The 19,608-nt window shown below is 69.9% G+C and carries 19 protein-coding genes; 6 read left to right on the forward strand and 13 right to left on the reverse strand.

What is annotated here, in order from left to right; all coding sequences use genetic code 11:
• Positions 1–36: 36 nt before the first annotated feature.
• The 4 genes from G537_RS0133275 to metC all read right to left on the reverse strand — a co-directional run bounded on the left by G537_RS0133275 (position 37) and on the right by metC (position 4,588).
• On the reverse strand, positions 37–1,059 hold the full coding sequence (locus tag G537_RS0133275) for an amino acid ABC transporter substrate-binding protein (RefSeq protein ID WP_026873713.1): 1,023 nt from the start codon (positions 1,057–1,059) through the stop codon (positions 37–39).
• A 36-nt stretch (positions 1,060–1,095) separates the two neighbouring features.
• On the reverse strand, positions 1,096–2,124 hold the full coding sequence (locus G537_RS0133280) for an amino acid ABC transporter permease (protein ID WP_026873714.1): 1,029 nt from the start codon (positions 2,122–2,124) through the stop codon (positions 1,096–1,098).
• An 80-nt stretch (positions 2,125–2,204) separates the two neighbouring features.
• Entirely contained in the window at positions 2,205–3,356 is a 1,152-nt protein-coding gene (locus tag G537_RS0133285; protein ID WP_026873715.1) for an amino acid ABC transporter permease, read from the reverse strand.
• Positions 3,357–3,403: 47 nt separating this feature from the next.
• A complete protein-coding gene (gene metC / locus G537_RS0133290) occupies positions 3,404–4,588 on the reverse strand; it encodes a cystathionine beta-lyase (protein ID WP_026873716.1) in 1,185 nt (394 codons plus the stop codon).
• A gap of 117 nt (positions 4,589–4,705) precedes the next feature.
• On the opposite strand from metC, the gene G537_RS0133295 reads away from it, so the two are divergent.
• Entirely contained in the window at positions 4,706–5,569 is an 864-nt protein-coding gene (locus tag G537_RS0133295; protein ID WP_211230604.1) for a LysR substrate-binding domain-containing protein, read from the forward strand.
• An 84-nt stretch (positions 5,570–5,653) separates the two neighbouring features.
• On the opposite strand, the gene G537_RS0133300 is transcribed toward G537_RS0133295, so the two are convergent.
• Genes G537_RS0133300 through G537_RS0133335 form a run of 8 tightly spaced genes read right to left on the reverse strand, consistent with a single transcriptional unit; the run spans position 5,654 to position 13,046 of the window.
• The gene (locus G537_RS0133300; protein ID WP_026873718.1) at positions 5,654–5,968 is read right to left on the reverse strand and encodes an L-rhamnose mutarotase; all 315 of its coding nucleotides are present in this window, start codon (positions 5,966–5,968) and stop codon (positions 5,654–5,656) included.
• Positions 5,925–6,746 carry an acetoacetate decarboxylase family protein gene (locus G537_RS41370; RefSeq protein ID WP_081689222.1) on the reverse strand — a complete coding sequence of 274 codons (822 nt, stop codon included), beginning with the start codon at positions 6,744–6,746 and terminating at the stop codon, positions 5,925–5,927. Before G537_RS41370 ends, G537_RS0133300 begins: the two co-directional genes overlap by 44 nt.
• Entirely contained in the window at positions 6,743–7,555 is an 813-nt protein-coding gene (locus G537_RS0133310) for a sugar phosphate isomerase/epimerase family protein (protein ID WP_026873719.1), read from the reverse strand. Before G537_RS0133310 ends, G537_RS41370 begins: the two co-directional genes overlap by 4 nt.
• Positions 7,556–7,558: 3 nt before the next feature.
• Positions 7,559–8,605 (reverse strand): Gfo/Idh/MocA family protein, encoded by a 1,047-nt coding sequence (locus tag G537_RS0133315; RefSeq protein WP_026873720.1) that lies wholly within the window; start codon positions 8,603–8,605, stop codon positions 7,559–7,561.
• Positions 8,602–9,315 carry a FadR/GntR family transcriptional regulator gene (locus G537_RS0133320; protein WP_026873721.1) on the reverse strand — a complete coding sequence of 238 codons (714 nt, stop codon included), beginning with the start codon at positions 9,313–9,315 and terminating at the stop codon, positions 8,602–8,604. Before G537_RS0133320 ends, G537_RS0133315 begins: the two co-directional genes overlap by 4 nt.
• A 22-nt stretch (positions 9,316–9,337) precedes the next feature.
• A complete protein-coding gene (locus G537_RS0133325; protein WP_026873722.1) occupies positions 9,338–10,324 on the reverse strand; it encodes an ABC transporter permease in 987 nt (328 codons plus the stop codon).
• On the reverse strand, positions 10,321–11,847 hold the full coding sequence (locus tag G537_RS0133330) for a sugar ABC transporter ATP-binding protein (protein ID WP_026873723.1): 1,527 nt from the start codon (positions 11,845–11,847) through the stop codon (positions 10,321–10,323). The genes G537_RS0133325 and G537_RS0133330 overlap by 4 nt, the downstream gene beginning before the upstream one ends.
• A 2-nt stretch (positions 11,848–11,849) precedes the next feature.
• A complete protein-coding gene (locus G537_RS0133335) occupies positions 11,850–13,046 on the reverse strand; it encodes a sugar ABC transporter substrate-binding protein (RefSeq protein ID WP_051249449.1) in 1,197 nt (398 codons plus the stop codon).
• 153 nt (positions 13,047–13,199) lie between these two features.
• Between G537_RS0133335 and G537_RS0133340 the strand changes: the two genes are divergently transcribed.
• From G537_RS0133340 to rhmD, 3 genes are read left to right on the forward strand one after another with little or no spacing between them, the layout of a single operon-like run.
• Entirely contained in the window at positions 13,200–14,327 is a 1,128-nt protein-coding gene (locus G537_RS0133340; protein ID WP_211230605.1) for a mandelate racemase/muconate lactonizing enzyme family protein, read from the forward strand.
• A 14-nt stretch (positions 14,328–14,341) separates the two neighbouring features.
• Positions 14,342–15,097 carry an SDR family NAD(P)-dependent oxidoreductase gene (locus G537_RS0133345; protein ID WP_034853895.1) on the forward strand — a complete coding sequence of 252 codons (756 nt, stop codon included), beginning with the start codon at positions 14,342–14,344 and terminating at the stop codon, positions 15,095–15,097.
• A gap of 29 nt (positions 15,098–15,126) precedes the next feature.
• The gene (rhmD, locus tag G537_RS0133350) at positions 15,127–16,317 is read left to right on the forward strand and encodes an L-rhamnonate dehydratase (protein ID WP_026873727.1); all 1,191 of its coding nucleotides are present in this window, start codon (positions 15,127–15,129) and stop codon (positions 16,315–16,317) included.
• A 444-nt stretch (positions 16,318–16,761) separates the two neighbouring features.
• On the opposite strand, the gene G537_RS0133355 is transcribed toward rhmD, so the two are convergent.
• Positions 16,762–18,510: a D-apionate lactonase family protein gene (locus G537_RS0133355; RefSeq protein WP_026873728.1), complete on the reverse strand. Its 1,749-nt coding sequence runs from the start codon at positions 18,508–18,510 to the stop codon at positions 16,762–16,764.
• A gap of 85 nt (positions 18,511–18,595) precedes the next feature.
• On the opposite strand from G537_RS0133355, the gene nanR reads away from it, so the two are divergent.
• Positions 18,596–19,303 carry a transcriptional regulator NanR gene (nanR, locus tag G537_RS0133360; RefSeq protein ID WP_026873729.1) on the forward strand — a complete coding sequence of 236 codons (708 nt, stop codon included), beginning with the start codon at positions 18,596–18,598 and terminating at the stop codon, positions 19,301–19,303.
• Positions 19,303–19,608 carry a putative quinol monooxygenase gene (locus tag G537_RS41375; protein ID WP_051249450.1) on the forward strand — a complete coding sequence of 102 codons (306 nt, stop codon included), beginning with the start codon at positions 19,303–19,305 and terminating at the stop codon, positions 19,606–19,608. Before nanR ends, G537_RS41375 begins: the two co-directional genes overlap by 1 nt.

A 19,608-nucleotide genomic window follows, 5' to 3' on the forward strand; every position in this document is an offset into this window, starting at 1 on the left:
CACGGCCGCGTGATCCGCCCCTCCTGTGGGCCGGGTTCAGTTGAACAGGAGCGGCACCATCAGCCCGCCGTCCCGGAACAGGCGGTTCGGACCGCGATCGAGCTTGAGCGGGCTGCCCATGCCGACATTGCGGTCGAAGATCTCGCCGTAATTTCCGAGCTGCTTGACGATGTTGTAGGCCCAGCGCTCGTCGAGGCCGAGCGCCTTGCCGTTGCCGGGGTCGACGCCGAGGAAGCGGCGGATGTCCGGATTGTCGGAGGTCAGCATCTGGTCGACATTGGCCTGGGTGATGCCGAGATATTCGGCCATGATCAGGGCCTGGAACGACCATTTGACGATGTCGAACCACTGGTCGTCGCCGTGGCGGACGGCGGGGGTCAACGCCTCCATCTTCTCGCTGGCCGGGAAGATGACGTAGTCGTCCGGGTTCTGCGCCTGGGTCGCCCGCACCGAAGCCAGCGCCGAGGCATCGGTGATCAGCGCGTCGCAGCGGCCGGAGAAGAAAGCCTGGCGCGTTGCCGAGACGCTGTCGAACATCACCGGCTTGAGGTCGAGACCCTTGGTGCGGGAGACGTCGGCGACCGTGACCTCGGTGGTCGAGCCGGTCTGCACGCAGACCGTCGCCCCCGACAGGCCCGACGGATCCGTGACGCCGAGCTCCTTCGGCACCATGAAGCCGGGATATTCGTAGTAGTCGGGGAAGGTGAAGTTGACGCCGTTGGCGTCGCGCAAGAGCGTCCAGGTGGTGGTGCGTGGCAGGACGTCGACCTCGCCCGTCTGCAGCGCCGTCAGCCGCTGCTGGCCGGACAGGGGCACGAAGCGCGCCTTGTCCTTGTCGCCGAGCACGGCCACCGCCATGGCCCGGCAGATCTCGACATCGAGGCCGCGCCAGACGCCCTTGTCGTCCGGCGCGCCGAAGCCGACCGTGCCCTGGCTGGCACCGCAGAGGACGTGGCCTCGCTGCCTGATGGCATCCACCGTCTGCTGCGCGAAGGCCGGAGAGCCGGCAACTGCTGTGGCGACGGCGATGAAAAATGCGGCGCTGCGAAAGGTCGACATGAAACCTCCTGTGCGTTCTTGTTTGGATTGACGGGATCAGATCCGGACCGTCGAGCCGGCCATGCGGTGCTCCAGCCAGCGCGAATACCGCGAGATGCCGAAGCAGATGACGAAGTAGATCGCCGCGATGAACAGGTAGGTCTCGGCATAGGGCGCGGGCCAGAGCGGATCGGTCATGGCGGCGCGCCCGGCGCTGAGCAGATCGAACAGCCCCACCACCAGCACCAGGCTGGTGTTCTTGACCATCACGATCAGCGTGTTGGTCAGCGGCGGGATGACTTTGCGCAGGGCCTGCGGGATCACCACCTCGCGCATCGTCCGGAACCAGCCGAGCCCGAGGGCGCGGGCCGCCTCGTACTGGCCGTTCGGTATCGCCTGGAGGCCGCCGCGCACGACTTCGGCCAGATAGGCGGCGGAGAAGATCGTGAGCGCGATCAGCGCGCGGGCCAGCTTGTCCGGCGCGAGCCCCTCCGGCAGGAACAGGGGAACCAGGATCGAGGCGACGAAGAGCAGGCTCACCAGCGGCAGGCCGCGCACGATCTCGATCGCCGCGACGCAGACGGCCTTCGCGATCGGCAGCCTGCTGCGGCGGCCGACCGCTAGCGCGACGGCGAGCGGAAAGCCGAAGGCGATCGACATCGTCGCCAGCAGCAGCGTGACCGGCAACCCGCCCCAGGCGGAGGTCGGCACCGGTGCCAGGCCGAACACGCCGCCCGCCATCAGCACGAGGCATGCGGCGAGCCCGGCGATCCAGCACGCGATCAGGCGACGCCCCCAGGCGCCCGGCGGCAGGCTTCCGAGAGCAAGGGCGAGGACGATGCCGACGACCAGCATCGGCCGCCACTGCTGATCCGGCGGATAGATTCCAAACAGGATGAAACGGTACTTCTCCCGCAGGAAGGCCCAGCAGGCCCCTTCTCCGGTGCAGGCCGACCCGTCGCCGCCGGACCACACGCCCTGCAGGATCGCCCAGTCGACCAGCCGCGGCACCACGACCGACAGCAGGCCCAGCGTCCCGACCGTCACCGCGGCGCTGAGGAGATCCCCGAACAGGAGCTGCCGCATGGAGCGGCGGGCCGGCTTCGGAGGTTCGACCGCCTCGGCTTCGACAGCGTCTCGAGGAAGGGAGTGCGCCGTCATGGTCATCAGGACACCAGCGTGACGCGGCGGTTGAACCAGTTGATCAGGGCCGAGATCGACAGGCTGATGGTCAGGTAGACCGTCATCAGGATCAGGACCCCTTCGATGGCCTGGCCGGTCTGGTTGATCGTCGTCGCCGCGACCGAGGCGAAGTCGGGATAGCCGACCGCCAGGGCCAGCGTGATGTTCTTGATGATCGTCAGATACTGGCTGCCCATCGGCGGCACGATGATCCTGAGCGCCTGGGGAAAGACGATCAGGGCCAGGATCCGCCTCTCGGACAGGCCGAGCGAACGGCCGGCCTCCCATTGCCCCCGGCCGACCGCGTCGATGCCGCCGCGCACGATCTCGCCGATGAAGCTGGCCGAATAGAGCGTCAGGCCGACGAGGAGGGAGACGAATTCGGGGGTCAGCGACAGGCCGCCGGTGAAGTTGAAGCCGCGCAGCCGCGGCAGGTCGAGGGAAAGCCGGCCGCCGCCGAGGCCACACACGACGGCGACCAGAAGCCCGCCCGCCAGGAGCCATGCCGAGCGCCGGAGGGCGAGCCCGCCCCGACCGATCGCCTGCCCCAACCGCGGACCGAGCGCGATGCCCAGCGCCGCCATCAGCACCGCCGCCCAAAACCAGGAACCGATATCGCCGAGCCCGAGCCGGGGAAGAGCGAGGCCCCGCACCGACAGGAAGACACCGGGCAGCGGCTGGAGCGCCTGCCGCACGGCCGGCAGCCCGGTGGTCACGAGCGCGTACCAGAACAGCAGTTGCACCACCAGCGGCGTGTTGCGATGGACCTCGACGAAGACCGTCGCGATGCCGCTGAGGGACGGGTGGCGCGAGCGGCGCGCAAGGCCGATCAGTGTGCCGAGCACCGTCGCCAGCAAGGTCACCAGGACCGCAATCTGGACGGTGTTGACCAGGCCGACGACATAGGCCCAGCCGTAGCTGTCGGCCGGCGAATAGTCGACGACGTGCTCCGCGATCGGAAAGCGCGCGGACTGCCCGAGGAAGCCGAAGCCCATCGTGATGCCGCGGCTCGCCAGGTTGGCGCCGGCATTCAGGGCGAACCAGGCGAGGCACCCGGCGATCCCGGCCAGGAGGGCGAATTGCAGTGTCCAGGCCCGGACCCGGCCGTCATACCAGAGGGTGTGAAGCTTGCGCATGGTCGAACTCCGACACAGCCGGGCCGGTCACGTGAAGACAAGCTGGCTCAGGCCACGTTCGGCACGGCCTCCGGCTCGAGCCGCTTCAGGATCTGATCCAGATCGGCCCAGAGATCGTCGATACCTTCGAGGCCGATGCTGATCCGCAGGATCGGACCCGGAGCGGTCCAAGGCACCGCCGTGCGCTCGGCCGTCACGGACATCGGCGCGATCAGGCTGCGCGTCCCGCCCCAGGAGGCGCCGATCGCAAACACCCCGAGATCCGCCAGCGCCGCCGTGAGCCGCGGTTCCGTCTCGGGCTTCAGCACGACGCTGAAGACGCCGCTGGCGCCCCTGAAATCGCGCTTCCACAGCGCGTGCCCGGGACAGGCCGGCAGTGCCGGGTGCAGCACCCTGTCGACGAGCGGCGACCGCGACAGGCGCTGCGCGAAGTCCAGGGCGACGCGCCCGACATGGGCGAGCCTCACGCCCATCGTCTCGAGGCCGCGCAGCGCCAGGGCGGCCTCGTCCGGCGAGACGCCGATGCCGAGCATCCGCAGCGTGTCCTTGAGCCGGCGATGCAGCGCCAGATCCGCAACGGTGACGGACCCGAGCAGCAGGTCCGAATGCCCGCCGACATATTTCGTCAGCGCCTCCATCGCGAAATCGGCGCCGAAGGACAGCGGCTTGAACAGCAGCGGCGACGCCCAGGTGTTGTCGCAGCCGACCAGGGCGCCCTTCGCCTTCGCGGCCGCGACGATGGCCGGCAGATCCTGCACCTCCATCGTGCCGGATCCGGGGGATTCCACCCAGACGAGCTTCGTCCGCTCGTCGATCAGCCCGGCGATGCCCGCGCCGATCATCGGGTCATAGGCGTCGAAACGGATGCCGCGCGGAGCCAAATAGCTGGCGCAGAAGCCGCGGACCGGGCCGTAGACGGTGTCGGGGATCAGGACATGGTCGCCCGGCGTCAGGAGCGTCAGCATCACGACCGCGATGGCCGCCTGGCCGGAGGGGGCGAGGATGGTGCGGCCCCCGCCATGGAGCGCGGTCAGTTGCGCTTCCAGGGTGCGGGTGGTCGGCGTGCCGTGCAGGCCGTAGGTGTAGCCGTCGGGCCCGCGATGCTTGCGCCGGGCGAAGGATTCCGCGTCCTCGTACACGATCGTCGAGGCGCGGTAGGTCGGCACCGCGAGGCTGGCGAAGCCCTCATGCGAAACGGCGGGATGGTGGACGCAGCGGGACAGGTCGTGCATGGGCCTTCGCCTCGGTTGATCGGGCGAATGGTATGGACGACTGTGATAAAAACCACTGACCTGCGGTGAACGCTCTATGAGCAAACCTTATAGTCTGCCCGGATGAACCATCGGCAGTTGGAGACCTTCCGCGCCGTCATGCTGGCGGGATCGGCGTCGCGCGCGGCGGAGCGGCTGGACGTGACCCAGCCCGCGGTCAGCCGGTCGATCGCGGAGCTGGAGCGGTCGATCGGCTTCCTGCTGTTCGAGCGCGTGCGGGGCCGCCTGGTGCCGACCACCGAGGCCAAGCTGCTGATGCAGGAGGTGGACCGCAGCTTCGTCGGGCTGGACCGGCTGCGTGCCGAGGCCGCCCGCATCCGCGATTTCGGGTCGGGCAGCATCCGCATCGCCAGCCTGGCGGCGCTGGGATCGACGCTGGTGCCGCGCGCGATCCGGCGGTTCCAGGATCGGCATCCGGGCATCGCGCTGACCCTGCAGATCCACTCCACCGCCGCCGTCCGCGACATGGTCGCCAACGGTGTCTTCGATCTCGGCCTGGTCGCCGACGAGGCCGACCTGTCGGGCATGGAGCACCGCCCCTTCGCCACCATCCGGGCGCAATGCGTCATGCCGCGGGGCCATCGCCTCTGCGACCGCCCGGCGATCGAGCCGATGGACCTGGACGGGGAGCGGTTCGTCGCCCTGGCTCCGGAGGATCGGGCCCGCCAGCGCCTCGAAGCCGTCCTGACGAAGGCGGGGGCGAAGCCGCGGATCGTGGTCGAGACCCCCGGCTCCGCCACCATCTGCGCCCTGGCGCTCGAAGGGGTCGGGATCGGGATCACCAACCCGGCCGCGGCGGACGGCTTCACCAACCGCGGGCTGGTGTTCCGGCCGTTCGAGCCGGCGGTCCATTTCAGGAGCTTTCTGCTGTTTCGGCCCGACGCCCAGAAATCCCGGCTGGTGAAGCAGTTCGCGGCGGAGCTGATGAACGCCCGCCCGTAGTGCGCCCGCTGGCCGCCGCCACTTACGCTCAGCCGGCCTTATTCTCTCTTGCTGGCATTGGAGCCTCCGCGGCCCGGGCAAATCTCAATCCATGTGCCACTGCAGCGGGAGCAGGAAGGGGAAGCCGGTGCGGCTGTCGATCTCGACCTTCATGATCGGCGCCATGTACTCCCCCCAGCGCCTGTTGACCGGGTCGTCGCGCAGCGCCGCGACGGTGCGGTCGAGGTCGTCGGTCTCGAAATGGCCGAACAGGGTCAGGCCGTATTTGAAGATCGAGTAGTTGCGGATCCCGGCCGCCTTCAGCGCCGCCACCATCTCCGGCCAGATCTCGTCGTGGCGGCGCTTGTACTCCTCCTCATAGCCGGGGCGGATTTCGAGGATCCAGGCGTGCTGCGTCATCGCGGTCTCCGTCGTCAGCGGCGAGGTAGTCGTGCAGGATGCGGCCCGGCGCCAGGGTGAAGTCGGCGCGCCAGTAGAAGCCGTCGAGCATCTCCCTGACCGGCAGCCGGTAGACCGGCGCCTGGATGTTGGGCCTGAGCTCGACCGTGCAGGGTCCGGTCCAGCATTCATGCACCGCCACCTCGGCCAGGCGGCGGGCGGTGAGCTGGCGGATGGCCGGCCGGCCGTCGATATGGTCGATCGCCTTCAGGTTGATGTTGGTGGCGAAATCGAAATGCGCGGCCAGGCTCTCGATCCGGTCGCGCCGCTGCTTGTAGGCCAGGGTGCCGGTGATCACGTCGATGCCGTTGCGGGCGACCGTGCCGACCCAGGCGTCGCCGCGCGCTTCCAGCACAGGCGTGCCGAACTTCTTCGGCTGGCCGTGCACCTCGCGGCCATGCGAGACACCGATGTCGGAGGACAGGAACAGATAGGGCGAGTAGGACCCGGCCTCTCCCGTCCCGGGCAGCCGGCAGCCGACCATGATGTTGGACTCGCCATAGGGGCCGAGCCAGTCAGTGTCGTTCATCCTGTAGATATGCGCCAGGACCACATCGCTGGTCGGCTCCAGCGGCGGCGGCAGCAGCCGCTCGACCGCGTCGGCGTCGGTGCGCCAGGCCAGTGTCAGCACCTCGACGTCGCGGAAGCTGAACGGGAAGGGCGGCACCATCGGCGCGTCCCAGGGGGTCGAGAAGCCGCTCCTCAGGATCTCCTCGACCGTCAGCCGGCGCCCGGTCATGCCAGCCAGCCTCGCACCTGGTCACGCAGACGGATCGTCTCCGTCAGCACGTCGTCATAGAGCGTCGCCATGTAGTCCTGGTGCACATATTCGAGCGCGAGGTGCCCCTGGAACCCGGCGTCGCGCAGGGTGGCCAGCTGAGCCTCGATGTTGATCGTGCCCTCATGCCCCTTGGCCTGCAGCGCCCCCGGCCGGGCCTGGCGCAGATGGACATGTGCGGCGTGGCGGGCCAGCGGATCGATCTCCTCCTGCCGATATCCGAGGCAGACGAAATGGGCGTAGTCGAGGGTCAGCCGCAGCCCCTCGACCCGGCCCAGCAGCTCCTCGACCAGCGTCGGGGATTCGAGGAAGGAGTGGACATGCGGCTCGATCGTCGGCGTCACGCCGGCCTCGCGCGCTATCGGCACCAGCGCGTTGAGCGAGCGGGCCGATTCCTCCAGCGCCTGCGCCCTCCCCTGCCCCGGATTGCACACGCCGGGCAGGATGAAGACGGTGTCGATCCCCGCGCGGGCGCAGAACTGCACGGCCTTTCGGAAATCCGCGACGTTGCGGTCACGGTGGCGCGGATCGGCCAGGTTGCGGTCGGACAGGCTGTCGCCGAACAGGTGGTAGAGGCTGGGCACGTGGACGCCGAGCGCCCGCACCGTCTCCGCCATGCCGTCGGGATCGGCCAGCAGCGCCGCCTTGTCGAGGGCGGGGCCGTAGAAATAGCCGAGGTCGAGCGCGCCGATGCCGAGCGCCCGGGCTATCCCGGCGGCCTCCTGCAGCGAGCAGGCGCGCAGGGACCAGGAGGTGAGTGAAAGCTGCATGGGTCACACCCTCTCGACTTGGCCGCTGGCGGCGGAGCGGTACATGGCGTCCAGCACTTCGACCGCGCGCATCCCGACTTCGCCCGGCGCGTCGTTCTCGACCGCGCGGCCGAGGCAGAGATCGACGAAGACATCGACCGGCCGCTCGCAATCATAGGCGCCGTCGCCCGGCGCCATCGGCACGATCGTGTCGCGCCCGTCGCGGCGCCGCACCTCCAGCCGCTCGCGCTCGATGTCGAGCAGCAGCAGGCCCTCGGAGCCGTAGATCCTGAGGTCGATATGCGGCCCGCGATGCTTCGGCACGGTGGAGGCGCCGGACAGGGCGGCGGTGGCGCCGCCTTCGAACCGCACGGTGGCGGCGTCGTAATAGTCGACGCCGGTCGGCGAGGCGCCGGTCATGGCGAAGACCTCGCGCGGCGCCAGATCGGCGATGCGGAACAGGAGGCCGAGGGCGTGGACGAGCTGGCCCCAGCCATAGCCGCCGGCGCGCTTCGGGTCGGCCCAGGTCGAGGGCGGCGGCCGGAACATGTGGTCTTTGGTCTCGACCATCGGCTGGCCGGCGAACAGGTCCTCCAGCGCCGAGCCCATCTGCAGCACCACATGCTCGACCCGGCCGATCTCCCCCTCTCCGACCAGCCGGCGCGCCTCGCGCATCCAGGGCAGGAAGTTCCAGCCATAGGGCACCAGGATGGCGCGGCCGGCCTGGCGTGCCCGGGCGACCAGGTCGCGGGCGTCCTCGGCGCGGGTCGCCAGCGGCTTCTCGACCAGCACATGGCAGCCTCGGTCGAGCGCAGCGGCGGCATGCTCGTGATGCAGCACATGCGGCGAGGCCACCACCACCCCGTCCGGCTTCACCCGGTCGAGCAGCTCGCGATAGTCCTCCGAGGCATCGGGGATGCCGAAGCGCTGCTGCAGCGCCGCCAGCTCCGCCGCCCCCAGCCGGTTCACCCCGACCAGCTCGCAATCGGGGTTCCGCTGCAGCACCGGGATGTGGTTCTGCGCCGCCCACCAGCCGGCGCCGACCACCGCGATCCGAGCCTTTCGTGTCATCGCGCCTTCTCCATCGCCGCCAGCGTGGTCTCGTAGACGCTGGTCATGTGGCGCCGCATCGCCTCTCCCGCCGCCGCGGCGTCGCGGGCATCGAGCGCCGCCAGGATCGCCTCGTGGTCGGCGAAGCTGCGCTCCAGCACCCCCGGCGTCTCGGAGGCGATGCGGCGATACTCCATGCCCAGCACGAAGAAGGAGCCGGCGACCCGCTCCAGGAACGGGTTGCCCGAGGCGGCGTAGATGACGCGGTGGAACTCCATGTCCGAGACGCGGAAGCCGACCGGATCGCGCAGCAGGCCGCGCTGCACCGCCAGCAGCGCGTGCAGCCGGGCCAGCGAGGCGGTGTCGATCCGCTCCGCCGCCAGGCCGGCGATGGTGCCCTCGACCAGAATGCGCGCCTCGTGCAGCGCGTCGACCGTCGGCGCGTTCAGCTCCAGCAGGAACTGCAGCGGCGCCAGCAGGTCCGACGCCTCCAGCGCCGTGACATAGACGCCGCCGCCCTGCCGCATCTTGACCACGCCCAGGATCTGCAGGCCCCGCAGCGCCTCGCGCACGCTTGGCCGGCTGACCTGCAGGATCTGCGCCAGCTCGCGCTCCGGCGGCAGCTGGTCGCCCGGCTTCAGGCTGCCGGTGCGCACCAGCTCCATCAGCTTCTTCGCCACCTGCTCGGCGACCGACTGCCGCTCGATCGGGGCGACGGTGTCGAGACCCATCACCACGCGCAATCCTCCATCCTCAGTCCCCCGCCGCGCGGCTGCGGATCTGGTCGAGGCTGACCGCCAGCAGCAGCACGATGCCGCGGGTCACGTCCTGCCAGAAGCTGGAGACGTTGAGGAGGGTGAGCCCATTGTTCAGCGTGCCCAGGATCAGCACGGCCAGCAGCGTGCCCCAGACGCTGCCGCGGCCGCCGAACAGGCTGGTGCCGCCGAGGATGATGGCGGCGATCACGGTCAGCAGGTGCTTGCCCGCCGCGTCCGGCGCCGCCGCCCCCAGCATCGCCGCCAGCACCAGCCCGGCGACGGCGCCGCTGACGCCGGACAGGACGTAGAGCGTGATCTGGGTGCGCGCCACCGGCACGCCGACCAGGCGGCTGGCCTCCGGATTGCCGCCCGAGGCGTAGACGAAGCGGCCGAAGCGGGTCTTGGCCAGCACCACCCAGAGCGCGCCGTAGCACAACAGCATCAGGATCAGCGGCACCGGGATGCCGAAGAGACGGCCGCTGCCGATCCAGTTGAAGCCGGGCACCATCAGCGGCCGGGTCAGGCCGCCGGTCATCACCAGGGCGCTGCCGGTGATGATGCTCATGGTCGCCAGGGTGACGATCAGCGGGTTCAGGCGCAGCCCTGTGGTGAAGATGCCGTTGATGAGGCCGATCGCGGCGCCGAACAGGATCGCCGCCACGGCCGCCACCCAGATGTCGAGCCCGAGACCATGGAGGAGCGCCAGCACCACGCCGGTCAGCCCCGCCACGGCGGCGACCGAGAGGTCGAGCCCGCCGGCGATGATCAGCGGCGTGCCGGTCGCCGCCATCAGCCCGATGAAGGCGACGTTGGAGCCGATGCTCATCATGTTGTTGAAGGACAGGAACCAGGGCGACAGCAGCGAGAAGGCGACCAGCAGCGCCACGTAGAACAGCAGCAGCACCGCCACGCCGGACCAGGTGCGGCCGAGCGCGCCGCGGGCCAGGCCCTGGGCGCGGCGGGGAGTGTCGATCGTCGTCATGCCCTCAGCTCCCCGTTCTCTGCCGGCGTGCTTGCCGCCGCCATCAGCTCCGCCGGCTCGCGGCCACGCGGGAATTCCGCCACCGCCCGGCCGCGGTCGAGCACGATGGCCCGGTCGCACAGACCCGCCACCTCCTCGACGTCGGAGGACAGCACCAGGATCGCCCGGCCGGCATCGGCCAGGCGCCGCAGCTCGGCATAGATCTCGCGCCGCGCGCCGACATCGACGCCGCGGGTCGGCTCCTCCAGGATCAGCAGGCGCATGCCGTCGACCAGCCAGCGGGCGATGCAGACCTTCTGCTGGTTGCCGCCGGACAGGGTGCGCAGGCGCTGCTCGCTGCCGCGCGTGCGGATGCCGAGCTGGTCGATCCAGCCCTCGGCGTGGTGCCGCTCCGCCGCCACGTCCATGAACGGGCCGGACCGGAAGCGCTCCAGGAACGGCAGGGCGATGTTCTCGCGCACCGTCAGGTCGGCGACGATGCCCTCGCGCTTGCGCTCCGCAGCGATGAAGCCGATGCCGGCCGCCTTGCCGGCCGAAGGATTGCGCGGCGCGTAGAGGGCGCCGCCGATCGCGACCCGCCGCGCCGCCACCGGCCCGAGCGCGCCGTACAGCGCCCGGCCCAGGCTCTCCACCCCGGACCCGACGAGGCCGAAGATGCCGACGATCTCGCCGGCCCGGACGGTCAGGTCGACATCCTCGACCTCGCCCGGAATCCGCAGCCCCTCCACCGCCAGCACGGCCTCGCCCGGCGGCTCCGCGGGGCCGGCGCCATACAGGTCGTCGACCACGCCGCCGAGCATGGCCCGCAGCACCTCGGCCGGCGTCGCCTCGGCGGTGCGGAAGCTGCCGGCGTTGCGGCCGTCGCGCAGCACGGCGATGCGGTCGGAGACCGCGAACACCTCGGACAGGTAGTGCGAGATGTAGATCACCGCGACGCCCTGCGCCTTCAGCCGGCGGATGATGGCGAACAGCGTCGCCGCCTCCTGCTCGGTCAGCGACGCCGTCGGCTCGTCCATGATCAGCACACGCGCCTTGCCGGCCAGAGCCCGGGCGATCTCGACGATCCGCTGCTCCGGCACGCTCAGCGCCTTGACCCGGGCAACGGGGTCGATGCCGGGATAGCCCAGCTGCTGCAGCAGCTCCTCCGCCTGCCGGCGCATGGCGGCTGTGTCCACCACCCGGAAGCCGGGGCCGGCGCGCATCGGCAGGTCGCCGATGCAGATGTTCTCGGCCACGGTCATGTCCGGGATCACCGAGATCTCCTGCGGCAGCAGGCGCACCCCGGCGGCCACGGCCTGGCGCGGCTGGTCGAAGCTGACTTCGGCGCCGTCCAGCCGCACCGTGCCGGCGTCGCGGCCGTAGCTGCCGGCCAGGATCTTCACCAGGGTCGACTTGCCGGCGCCGTTCGAGCCCAGGAGGGCCAGCACCTCCCCCGCCTCAACCGTCAGCTCGACCTCGCGCAGCACGTCGACGCCGCCGAAGGCCTTGCGGATGCCGCGCATCTCGAGACGGGGGGCGGTCATCGTCACTCCTTCGGGATCAGGGTCTCGTAGCCCTTCAGCTCCTCCAGACCGCGCAGGGCGGCGAGGTGCTTGGCGAAGGCCTCCTGCGGGAACTTGAAATCGAGGACCTCGGCGTCCTCGGCGCAGGCGGTGTCCGGGTAGAACTCGCAGATATTCGCCTTGGTCACCATGACGTGATTGACCAGCACCGCCGGCGGCAGGGTCTTGCCGGCCAAAGTGGCGAGGGCGATCGGGATCAGGTAGTTGCCGTAGCGCTCCGGGAAATAGCCGACCGAGGCGACGAAGCGCGGCTCCTTCGCCAGGGTCTCGGTCTCGTCCGCGCCCATGCCGACGACGATCGTGTCGGCCTCGCGCCCCGCCTGCTGGGCGGCGCGCAGCATGCCGGTCGCCGCCTGGTCATTGATCGCGGTCACCATGATCGGCACCCCGGCCGGGATCCGGCCGATCAGGTTGCTCATCTGCTGGAAGCTCTCCTGCAGCGTGTTCTTGGTGTCGATCTTGAGGATGTGGTCGGCCGGGAAGTCCGGCAGCACCGCCTGGAATCCCGCGACCTGCCCGCCGGTGCGCATCGCCGGGATGGCGCCGGACTGCGGCAGCTCGCCGACCACGAGGTAGCCCTGCGCCACCTTGTCGGCGCCGTATTCCGCCACCGCGGCCTGGGCCAGGTAGGAGCCGCCCATGAAGCCGGAGCGCGGGTTGTTGGCGCCGAAGAAGATCGCGTTCGGCATCGGGATGTCGATCGCCGCCACCTTGATCCCGGCATTGTCGAACTGGTTCATCACCGCCGGGCCGAAATTCACGTCGGTCTGGAATTCGATGACGAAGTCGGCGTTGCGGCGGACGAAGCTCTCGGCATTGGCCAGGGCCGTCGGCCCGTCCAGCCGGTTGTCGGCGACCGCGAGCTCGACCCCCGCGGCATCGGCATTGGCCTTGATACCGGTCTCGACCTTCACCCCGAAGGCGATGTCGCGCTGGAGGTTGGCGAAGCCGATGACGTAGCCGGAGCCGTCGCGCGGCGGCGTCACCGCCTTGGCGTCCGCCACCATGGCCTTGAGCTGGTCGGCGGAGAGCATGGCGCCGGAGAAGGCAGTCGGATCGAAGCCGTGGAACTCCTCGGCCCAGGCCGCGGCACCCGCGGCGAGCATGATGGCGGCGGCGACGACGAAACCCGCCGGGCGGACGCGGTGCGCGCGGATCATCCCTTTCCTCCCTTTCATCCGGTCCATTGGTCAATTGGACAGGCCAATTCTTTTCAGGCATCGTAGTGTCGGTTCCGCCGCCCTGGCAAGAGGGTGTGCGTGACCAAGCAAAGGACGAGCCGCCGAAGCGGCCGGCCGGTGGGAGGAGAAAGCATGCGCATCCAGGGCATCACCCCGATCGTGCTGCGCTATCCGGAGCCGAACGACCACGGCAACATCCGGCACACCGTGCTGCTGCGGCTGGAGGCCGAAGGCGGGCTGACCGGCTGGGGCGAATGCATCGCCATGTGGCCGGAGGCCTGCCGCGCCGTCGCCGCGCTGATCCAGGGCGGCTTGGCCGAGGTGGTCGCCGGCATGGATGTGCGCGAGCCCGAGACGGTTTGGCAGGCGCTGAAGCGACACACCTGGTGGTATGGCGAAGGCGGCCTCGCCACCATGGCGCTGGCCGGCATCGACATGGCGGTGTGGGACGCCTGCGGCAAGGCGGCCGGGCTGCCGCTGTGGCGTCTGTTCGGCGGCCGGACGCACGAGGCGCTGCCGGCGATCGCCAGCATGCATGTCAACCGTGCCACGATCGAGGAGGGCGCAGCCGAGGTGGCAGACCACATCGCCCGCGGCTTCCACGGCGCCAAGCTGGGCTTCGGCAAGCGCGGCCTGTCGCGGGTCGGCCAGGACCCGGACCACGATGTCGACTATGTCCGCGCGGTGCGCCAGGCCGCCGGCCCGGCCGCCCGGCTGATGGTCGATATCGGCAACGGCGTGCGCTGGGACGCCGCCACCGCCATCGCCACCATCCGCCGCTTCGAGGCCTTCGGCATCGACTGGGTGGAGGAGCCGCTGCATCCGGACGACCTCGACGGTCTGGCCCGGCTGCGCGCCGCCGTCGCGACCCGGATCGCGACCGGGGAGCGGGAATGGACCGTCGCCGCCTATGCCCGGCTGATCCGCACGGGCCTGGTCGACGTGCTCGGCATCGACCCCGCCCGGGCCGAGGGCATCACCGGCTTCCGCAAGGTGGCGGCGCTGGCCGAGGCGGCGCGCATCGCCGTCAACGCCCATGCCTGGAGCACGGCGGTGACCAGCGCCGCCAGCCTGCACCTGTCGATCGCCAGCCCGGCGGCGCGGCTGTTCGAGCTGAAGCCGCTGGAGAACCCGATGCAGCACGAGCTGGTTGAGACGCCGATCTGGCACCAGGACGGGTTGGTGCGGCCGCCTGAAGGGCCCGGCCTGGGCGTCGAGCCGCGCCCCGCCTGTATCGAGAAATACCGGCTGCCGCTGTGACGGAGGGGCCGGACATGACCGACGATCTGGGCCTGGCCGGCCGCATCGCCGTCGTCACCGGGGCGGCGAGCGGCATCGGCCGGGCGACGGCGCTGCTGCTGGCCCGGCTCGGCTGTATCGTCACCGCCGCCGACCGCGACGCTGCCGGGGCGGACGAGACCGCGCGGCAGGGCGCTGACGGCCGGATCGCGCCGGCGGTGTTCGATCTCGCCGAACCCGCTTCCTGCCGGGAGCTCATCGAAACCACCATCCAGGCCTATGGCCGGCTGGATATCCTGGTGAACGCGGCGGCGCTGATGATCCGGCAGCCGATCGACGAGGTCGGCGACGACGCCATCGATCGGCAGATGCGGGTTAACCTCGCCGGCCCCTTCCATCTCTGCCGCGCCGCCCATGCCGCGATGGCGCCGCAGGGACGCGGCCGGATCGTTCTCTTCGCCAGCCAGGGCGCCCATACCGGCGGCTATGTCGGCTCCGCCGTCTACGCCGCGACCAAGGCCGGGGTGATCGCCCTGGCCAAGTCCTTCGCCCGCGCCTGGGCGCCGGACGGGCTCACGGTCAATGTCGTGTCCCCGGGCGCCGCCGACACGCCGATGCTGCGCGACGGCGTGGCCCCGGACGCGCTGGCCCGCTTCCTCGCGACCATCCCGCTCGGCCGCGCCGCGACGCCGGAGGAGGTGGCGCGCTGCGTCGCCTTCCTGGCCAGCGATTGGGCCGGCTACGTGACCGGCCACACGCTCGACGTCAATGGCGGCCAGCTGATGCGCTAGCCGTTCCCACCACCCTCCGGACATCCGTCATGACCGCACCGCGCATCGTCGACATCCGCACCCATCTGATCGAAGGCACCGGGGACGGCGGCGACTATCACCGCCAGAAGGGCGGCCACTGGATCGTCGACACGCTGATCGCCAACCCGATGTCGGGCTACGCACCCTACAAGGCGTCGCGCCTCAGCTGGGGCATCGACGTGCTCGGCTCGATCCTGGTCGAGATCGAGGACGACCGGGGCCGCATCGGCTTCGCCACCGGCTTCGGCGGCCCGCCGGCCTGCTGGCTGATCGAAAGGCATTTCCGCCGCTTCCTGATCGGCGCCGACCCGCGCGACCTCAACCTGCTGTGGGACCAGATGTTCCGCGCCAGCATGTTCTACGGCCGCAAGGGGCTGCCGCTGGCCACCATCAGCGTGGTCGACCTGGCGCTGTGGGACCTGGTCGGCAAGATTCGGCAGGAGCCGGTCTACAAACTCATCGGCGGGCGGACCAAGCCGGATCTCGCCTTCTACTGCACCGGCCCGCTGCCGGCGGAAGCCAAACGCATGGGCTTCTGGGGCGGCAAGGTGCCGCTGCCGCACGGCCCTGCCGACGGCCGCGACGGGGTGCGGGCGAACCGGGAGTTCCTGGCCGGGCACCGCGTCGCCATCGGGCCGGACTTCCCGCTGATGGTCGACTGCTATATGGCGCTCGACGTGCCCTACACCATCGAGCTCGCCACCGCCTGCGCCGATCTCGGCATCCATTGGTGGGAGGAAGTGCTGCACCCCGACGACGTCGAGGGCTACGGCCTGCTGAAGCGCGCTTTGCCGGCCGCGCGCTTCACCACCGGCGAGCACGAATATTCCCGCTACGGCTTCCGCCGGCTGATCGAGGGGCGGACCATCGATATCCTGCAGCCGGACGTGATGTGGGCCGGCGGCCTGACCGAGCTGCTGCGCATCACCGCGCACGCCGCCGCGTACGACATCGCCGTGGTGCCGCATGGCAGCGGGCCCTACAGCTACCACTATGTGATGTCGCAGCCGAACGCGCCGTTCTGCGAGTATGTGGCGAACAGCCCGGACGGGCGCAGTGTGCGCCCAGTGTTCGGCAGCCTGTTCCGGAACGAGCCGGTGCCGCAGGACGGCCGACTGGACGTGTCGGATGCCCCCGGCTTCGGGCTGGAGCTCAACCCCGACGCCCCGCTGAGACGGTTCGATGCCTCCGGAGTCTGAGCTGGGTCATACCGCCGGGAGTGACGACTTTCCCTCGCGGCTCCCTTGCGATCGAAGTCATGCAAAGGGTGCCGGACCAGCCTCGGCCGTCTCGGACGTGGCCCCGGAGCGGCGGCCTGTCCAGCTCAGCGCAGCGCCTCCGAAGCTGACGTCGACCGCGTAGAAGTACGCCCTCAACGACGAGGCATGGGCTATAGGCCGCCCTTCTGGCTCAGACGTTACTCCGTTCCGGCCGGCACGGAATTTCTTCCGACTGCGCTCAACAATATGTCTGATAAACTGAACTGCGCCGTACACCCTCACGGCGTCGGCGACCCGGTCGCTATGATGAAGCCTCGCATGGCGGCCGGGCCGCATCGACGCATCGGTTGGCCCAGCCGGAAGACGTGAAGCGACGCGACCAGTCAGTCGGCATTGGTTCGACCGGACCATGCCACTGCCAATTCAGAGGCTCTCCTGTTTGGACCGAATGGCCCACGCGACGCCAAACGGACCAACACGGAAATCCATGGACGGGTGGTCCACGAATCCCGCCTGCGTCAGCATCTCTGCCCTGCGCCACGCCCCCGGCGGCAGCGGCAGCGTGACCTCGTCGTTCCGGACGTGGGCGATGCAGAGTGCGTCGTGCTCCGGCATCTGGATCAGCAGACCGTATACGCGCGGGCGCCCGGCCCAGCGCAGAACCGAAACGGTCCGACCAGCACAGCGCACCAGGCGGGCCAGAAGATGCGCCGCAGGTGTCCAAATGCCGTCGTCTGCGATCAGCCCTTTGGGCCCGGCAGGCTCGAAGAAGGTCAGCGCCTCAACGTCTTGATCCAGAAAGCCTGCCGTGGTGCCGGCCAGCCAGGCAGCCGCGATGACCTGGCGTTGCCGCGGGTCCGGCGGCACCGCGCTGCGGCGGCCCTCCGGAGACGTGGCGTTCGGGTTGTAGCGCAGACCGAGCGTCATAGGCCCGATCTGGAAGCGCCGGACAGGCAGCTTGGCCCTGGCAGAGGCCAGAATGTCGCCGAGCGGCTCGGTCGTCTCCCCGATCGTGTCATCGTCCGAGCCGTGCACGGTGGGGTTGGAGGTCCAGGCCAGGTAGTCCGCCGCCGGCCAGTGGGCCATGCGGTTGAGCTCCGTGAAAAAGGCCCCCGTCCCCGCCCCGATGGCGACACCGGGCAGCACGGCCCGAGCCGCCGCGACGACGGCGTCGTCGGCCTCCCACAACGACACGCCGACCATCGGCCGGCGCGTCAGAACTAGGGAAAGCTCCTCCACCGCCGCGATCATGTCGAGTGCGGCAGCGCCTCTGATGTCGATGCGCAGCGGGTTCGGAACGGCCGATATCTTGGCACGCGTCTCTTCCAGCCAAGCCGGATCGGACAGGTCGATCTCGATCGCGGTGAAACCGAGGCCGAGCGCCTCGAGCGCACCGGCCTGAGCAGGGGTCATGGGTCCCGGCGGAAGGCTCGTTCCGAGAATGGGAAGAGGCGCCGTCTTCTGGACGGTCGGCTCGCCCGATTGGAGGTGAACCGCTGGAGCCGCCGCCTGCGCCAGGATCTCCAGCCGCACGACCTGCTCCACCACCGCGGACGGTTCGATCCGATACGGGTACGGGAGCGCCAGGGGCCGGCAGTAGGTCTTGTACGACGCGTCGGTCCAGTTGCGCTGGTCCTCGGTCTCGAACACCTCGCCCTCGAAGGTCAGGCGCAGCCGATGGCCGGCGCTGGTTTCATAGTCCATGCCCGCGATGTCGAAGAACGGCTGATGCGGCGAGACCAGTTCGGGAAACCGCGCCTCCTCGATGCGGCCGTCCGGGTGGGTCACCGCGACCGGCCGGCCCCGCGCTGCCCCCAAGCTGTGCAGCACGACGAAGCCGGTCCGGTTGGTCTCGAAGCCGGAGGTCGACGTCACCCGGGCCCGTCCCTCGATCATCCGGTCTGTCACTGTCCAGGTGACCGACCAGTTCAGGTCGCCCGCCGGATGGTCGAGGGTGCCGGAAGCCGTGGCGGTCGCCCGGCCGGGGTCACGCGTCACCCTGGCCTTTGCGGGCAGGTGGGGCGTCCCCCAATTGGCATCGCGGACGACGAAGCCGATGCCCCGGAACAGCTCCTCCCCGTCGAGGACGATCTCGCGGGCGAAGGCGCCGTTGCGGTCGAGCCGAAGCGCGAGGGGACCCAGCGTGAGAGGTTCGGACGAAGTCGCGGTCATGACGGCCTCCCTGCATGGATTCCCTTTGACGAGGGGGGTTCGGTCCGAATAGCGTAACGTGACGCTGGTATAAAAGGTATACCAAATGGCCACGGTGGCGATCCGGCGCCGCAAGCTCTACGAGGATGTGGCAGAGCACCTGGAGCGGATGATCCGGGACGGCACCTACGCGCCGTCGGACCTCCTTCCTTCCGAGCGCGATCTGATGCGGCAGTTCGGGGTCGGCCGGCCGGCCATCCGCGAGGCGCTGTTCCATCTGCGGAAGATGGGGCTGGTGGAACTGCGTTCGGGCGAGCGCGCCCGGGTGACCCGGCCGACGCCGCAATTCGTCATCGACGCCCTGTCCGGCACGACCCGGCACATGCTCGCCGCACCCGGCGGCGTGCAGCATTTCCAGAGCGCCCGCAGCTTCTTCGAGACCGGCCTCGCCCGCTATGCGGCGCTGCACGCCACCCCGGAGGATCTGTCGGATCTCGAGGCCGCGCTCGCCGCCAACCGGGAGGCGGTCGGCGACCTCAAGCGCTTCCAGGAGACCGATGTCGGCTTCCACTACGTCCTGGCGGTGACCCCGCGCAATCCGATCTTCATCGCCATCCACGAGGCGCTGGTGGAATGGCTGCTGGAGCAGCGCAAGACCACCCTGACGGCCGGCGGCTTCGAAATCGCCTACGAAGCGCACCGGCAGATCTTCGAGGCCGTGGCGGCCCGCGATCCCGATCGCGCCGAACAGGCCATGCGCGATCATCTCGACTACGTCGCCCGCCGCTACAACGAGATCGTCGGGGGGCAGTGATGGGAGGCTACGTCGTCCTGGTCGAGTTCCGGTTGAAGAGCGGGTCGCGCGGCGACTTCCGGTTGCTGGTGGACGAGAACGCCCGGATGTCCATTCGCGTGGAAACCGGGTGCCGCCGCTTCGACGTGATCGAGCCTGCGGACGGTCCCGACACTGTCCTGCTCTATGAGATCTACGACAACCGCGCCGCCTTCGACGCGCATGTGGCGTCCCGGCACTACGCGAAGTTCGACACTGAAAGTGCGGGCTATGTCGTCGGCAAATCGGTGACGGTGGGCCAACTCGTCTGTGAGGGGTCGGCCTAG

Source organism: Inquilinus limosus DSM 16000, from assembly GCF_000423185.1.
Lineage (GTDB): Bacteria > Pseudomonadota > Alphaproteobacteria > DSM-16000 > Inquilinaceae > Inquilinus > Inquilinus limosus.

Coding starts and splice junctions, on each gene's coding strand:
- G537_RS0133275 (WP_026873713.1), bottom strand. CDS start 1,059: ATGTCGACCTTTCGCAGCGCCGCATTTTTCATCGCCGTCGCCACAGCA.
- G537_RS0133280 (WP_026873714.1), bottom strand. CDS start 2,124: ATGCGGCAGCTCCTGTTCGGGGATCTCCTCAGCGCCGCGGTGACGGTC.
- G537_RS0133285 (WP_026873715.1), bottom strand. CDS start 3,356: ATGCGCAAGCTTCACACCCTCTGGTATGACGGCCGGGTCCGGGCCTGG.
- metC (WP_026873716.1), bottom strand. CDS start 4,588: ATGCACGACCTGTCCCGCTGCGTCCACCATCCCGCCGTTTCGCATGAG.
- G537_RS0133300 (WP_026873718.1), bottom strand. CDS start 5,968: ATGACGCAGCACGCCTGGATCCTCGAAATCCGCCCCGGCTATGAGGAG.
- G537_RS41370 (WP_081689222.1), bottom strand. CDS start 6,746: ATGACCGGGCGCCGGCTGACGGTCGAGGAGATCCTGAGGAGCGGCTTC.
- G537_RS0133310 (WP_026873719.1), bottom strand. CDS start 7,555: ATGCAGCTTTCACTCACCTCCTGGTCCCTGCGCGCCTGCTCGCTGCAG.
- G537_RS0133315 (WP_026873720.1), bottom strand. CDS start 8,605: ATGACACGAAAGGCTCGGATCGCGGTGGTCGGCGCCGGCTGGTGGGCG.
- G537_RS0133320 (WP_026873721.1), bottom strand. CDS start 9,315: ATGGGTCTCGACACCGTCGCCCCGATCGAGCGGCAGTCGGTCGCCGAG.
- G537_RS0133325 (WP_026873722.1), bottom strand. CDS start 10,324: ATGACGACGATCGACACTCCCCGCCGCGCCCAGGGCCTGGCCCGCGGC.
- G537_RS0133330 (WP_026873723.1), bottom strand. CDS start 11,847: ATGACCGCCCCCCGTCTCGAGATGCGCGGCATCCGCAAGGCCTTCGGC.
- G537_RS0133335 (WP_051249449.1), bottom strand. CDS start 13,046: ATGATCCGCGCGCACCGCGTCCGCCCGGCGGGTTTCGTCGTCGCCGCC.
- G537_RS0133340 (WP_211230605.1), top strand. CDS start 13,200: ATGCGCATCCAGGGCATCACCCCGATCGTGCTGCGCTATCCGGAGCCG.
- G537_RS0133345 (WP_034853895.1), top strand. CDS start 14,342: ATGACCGACGATCTGGGCCTGGCCGGCCGCATCGCCGTCGTCACCGGG.
- rhmD (WP_026873727.1), top strand. CDS start 15,127: ATGACCGCACCGCGCATCGTCGACATCCGCACCCATCTGATCGAAGGC.
- G537_RS0133355 (WP_026873728.1), bottom strand. CDS start 18,510: ATGACCGCGACTTCGTCCGAACCTCTCACGCTGGGTCCCCTCGCGCTT.
- nanR (WP_026873729.1), top strand. CDS start 18,596: ATGGCCACGGTGGCGATCCGGCGCCGCAAGCTCTACGAGGATGTGGCA.
- G537_RS41375 (WP_051249450.1), top strand. CDS start 19,303: ATGGGAGGCTACGTCGTCCTGGTCGAGTTCCGGTTGAAGAGCGGGTCG.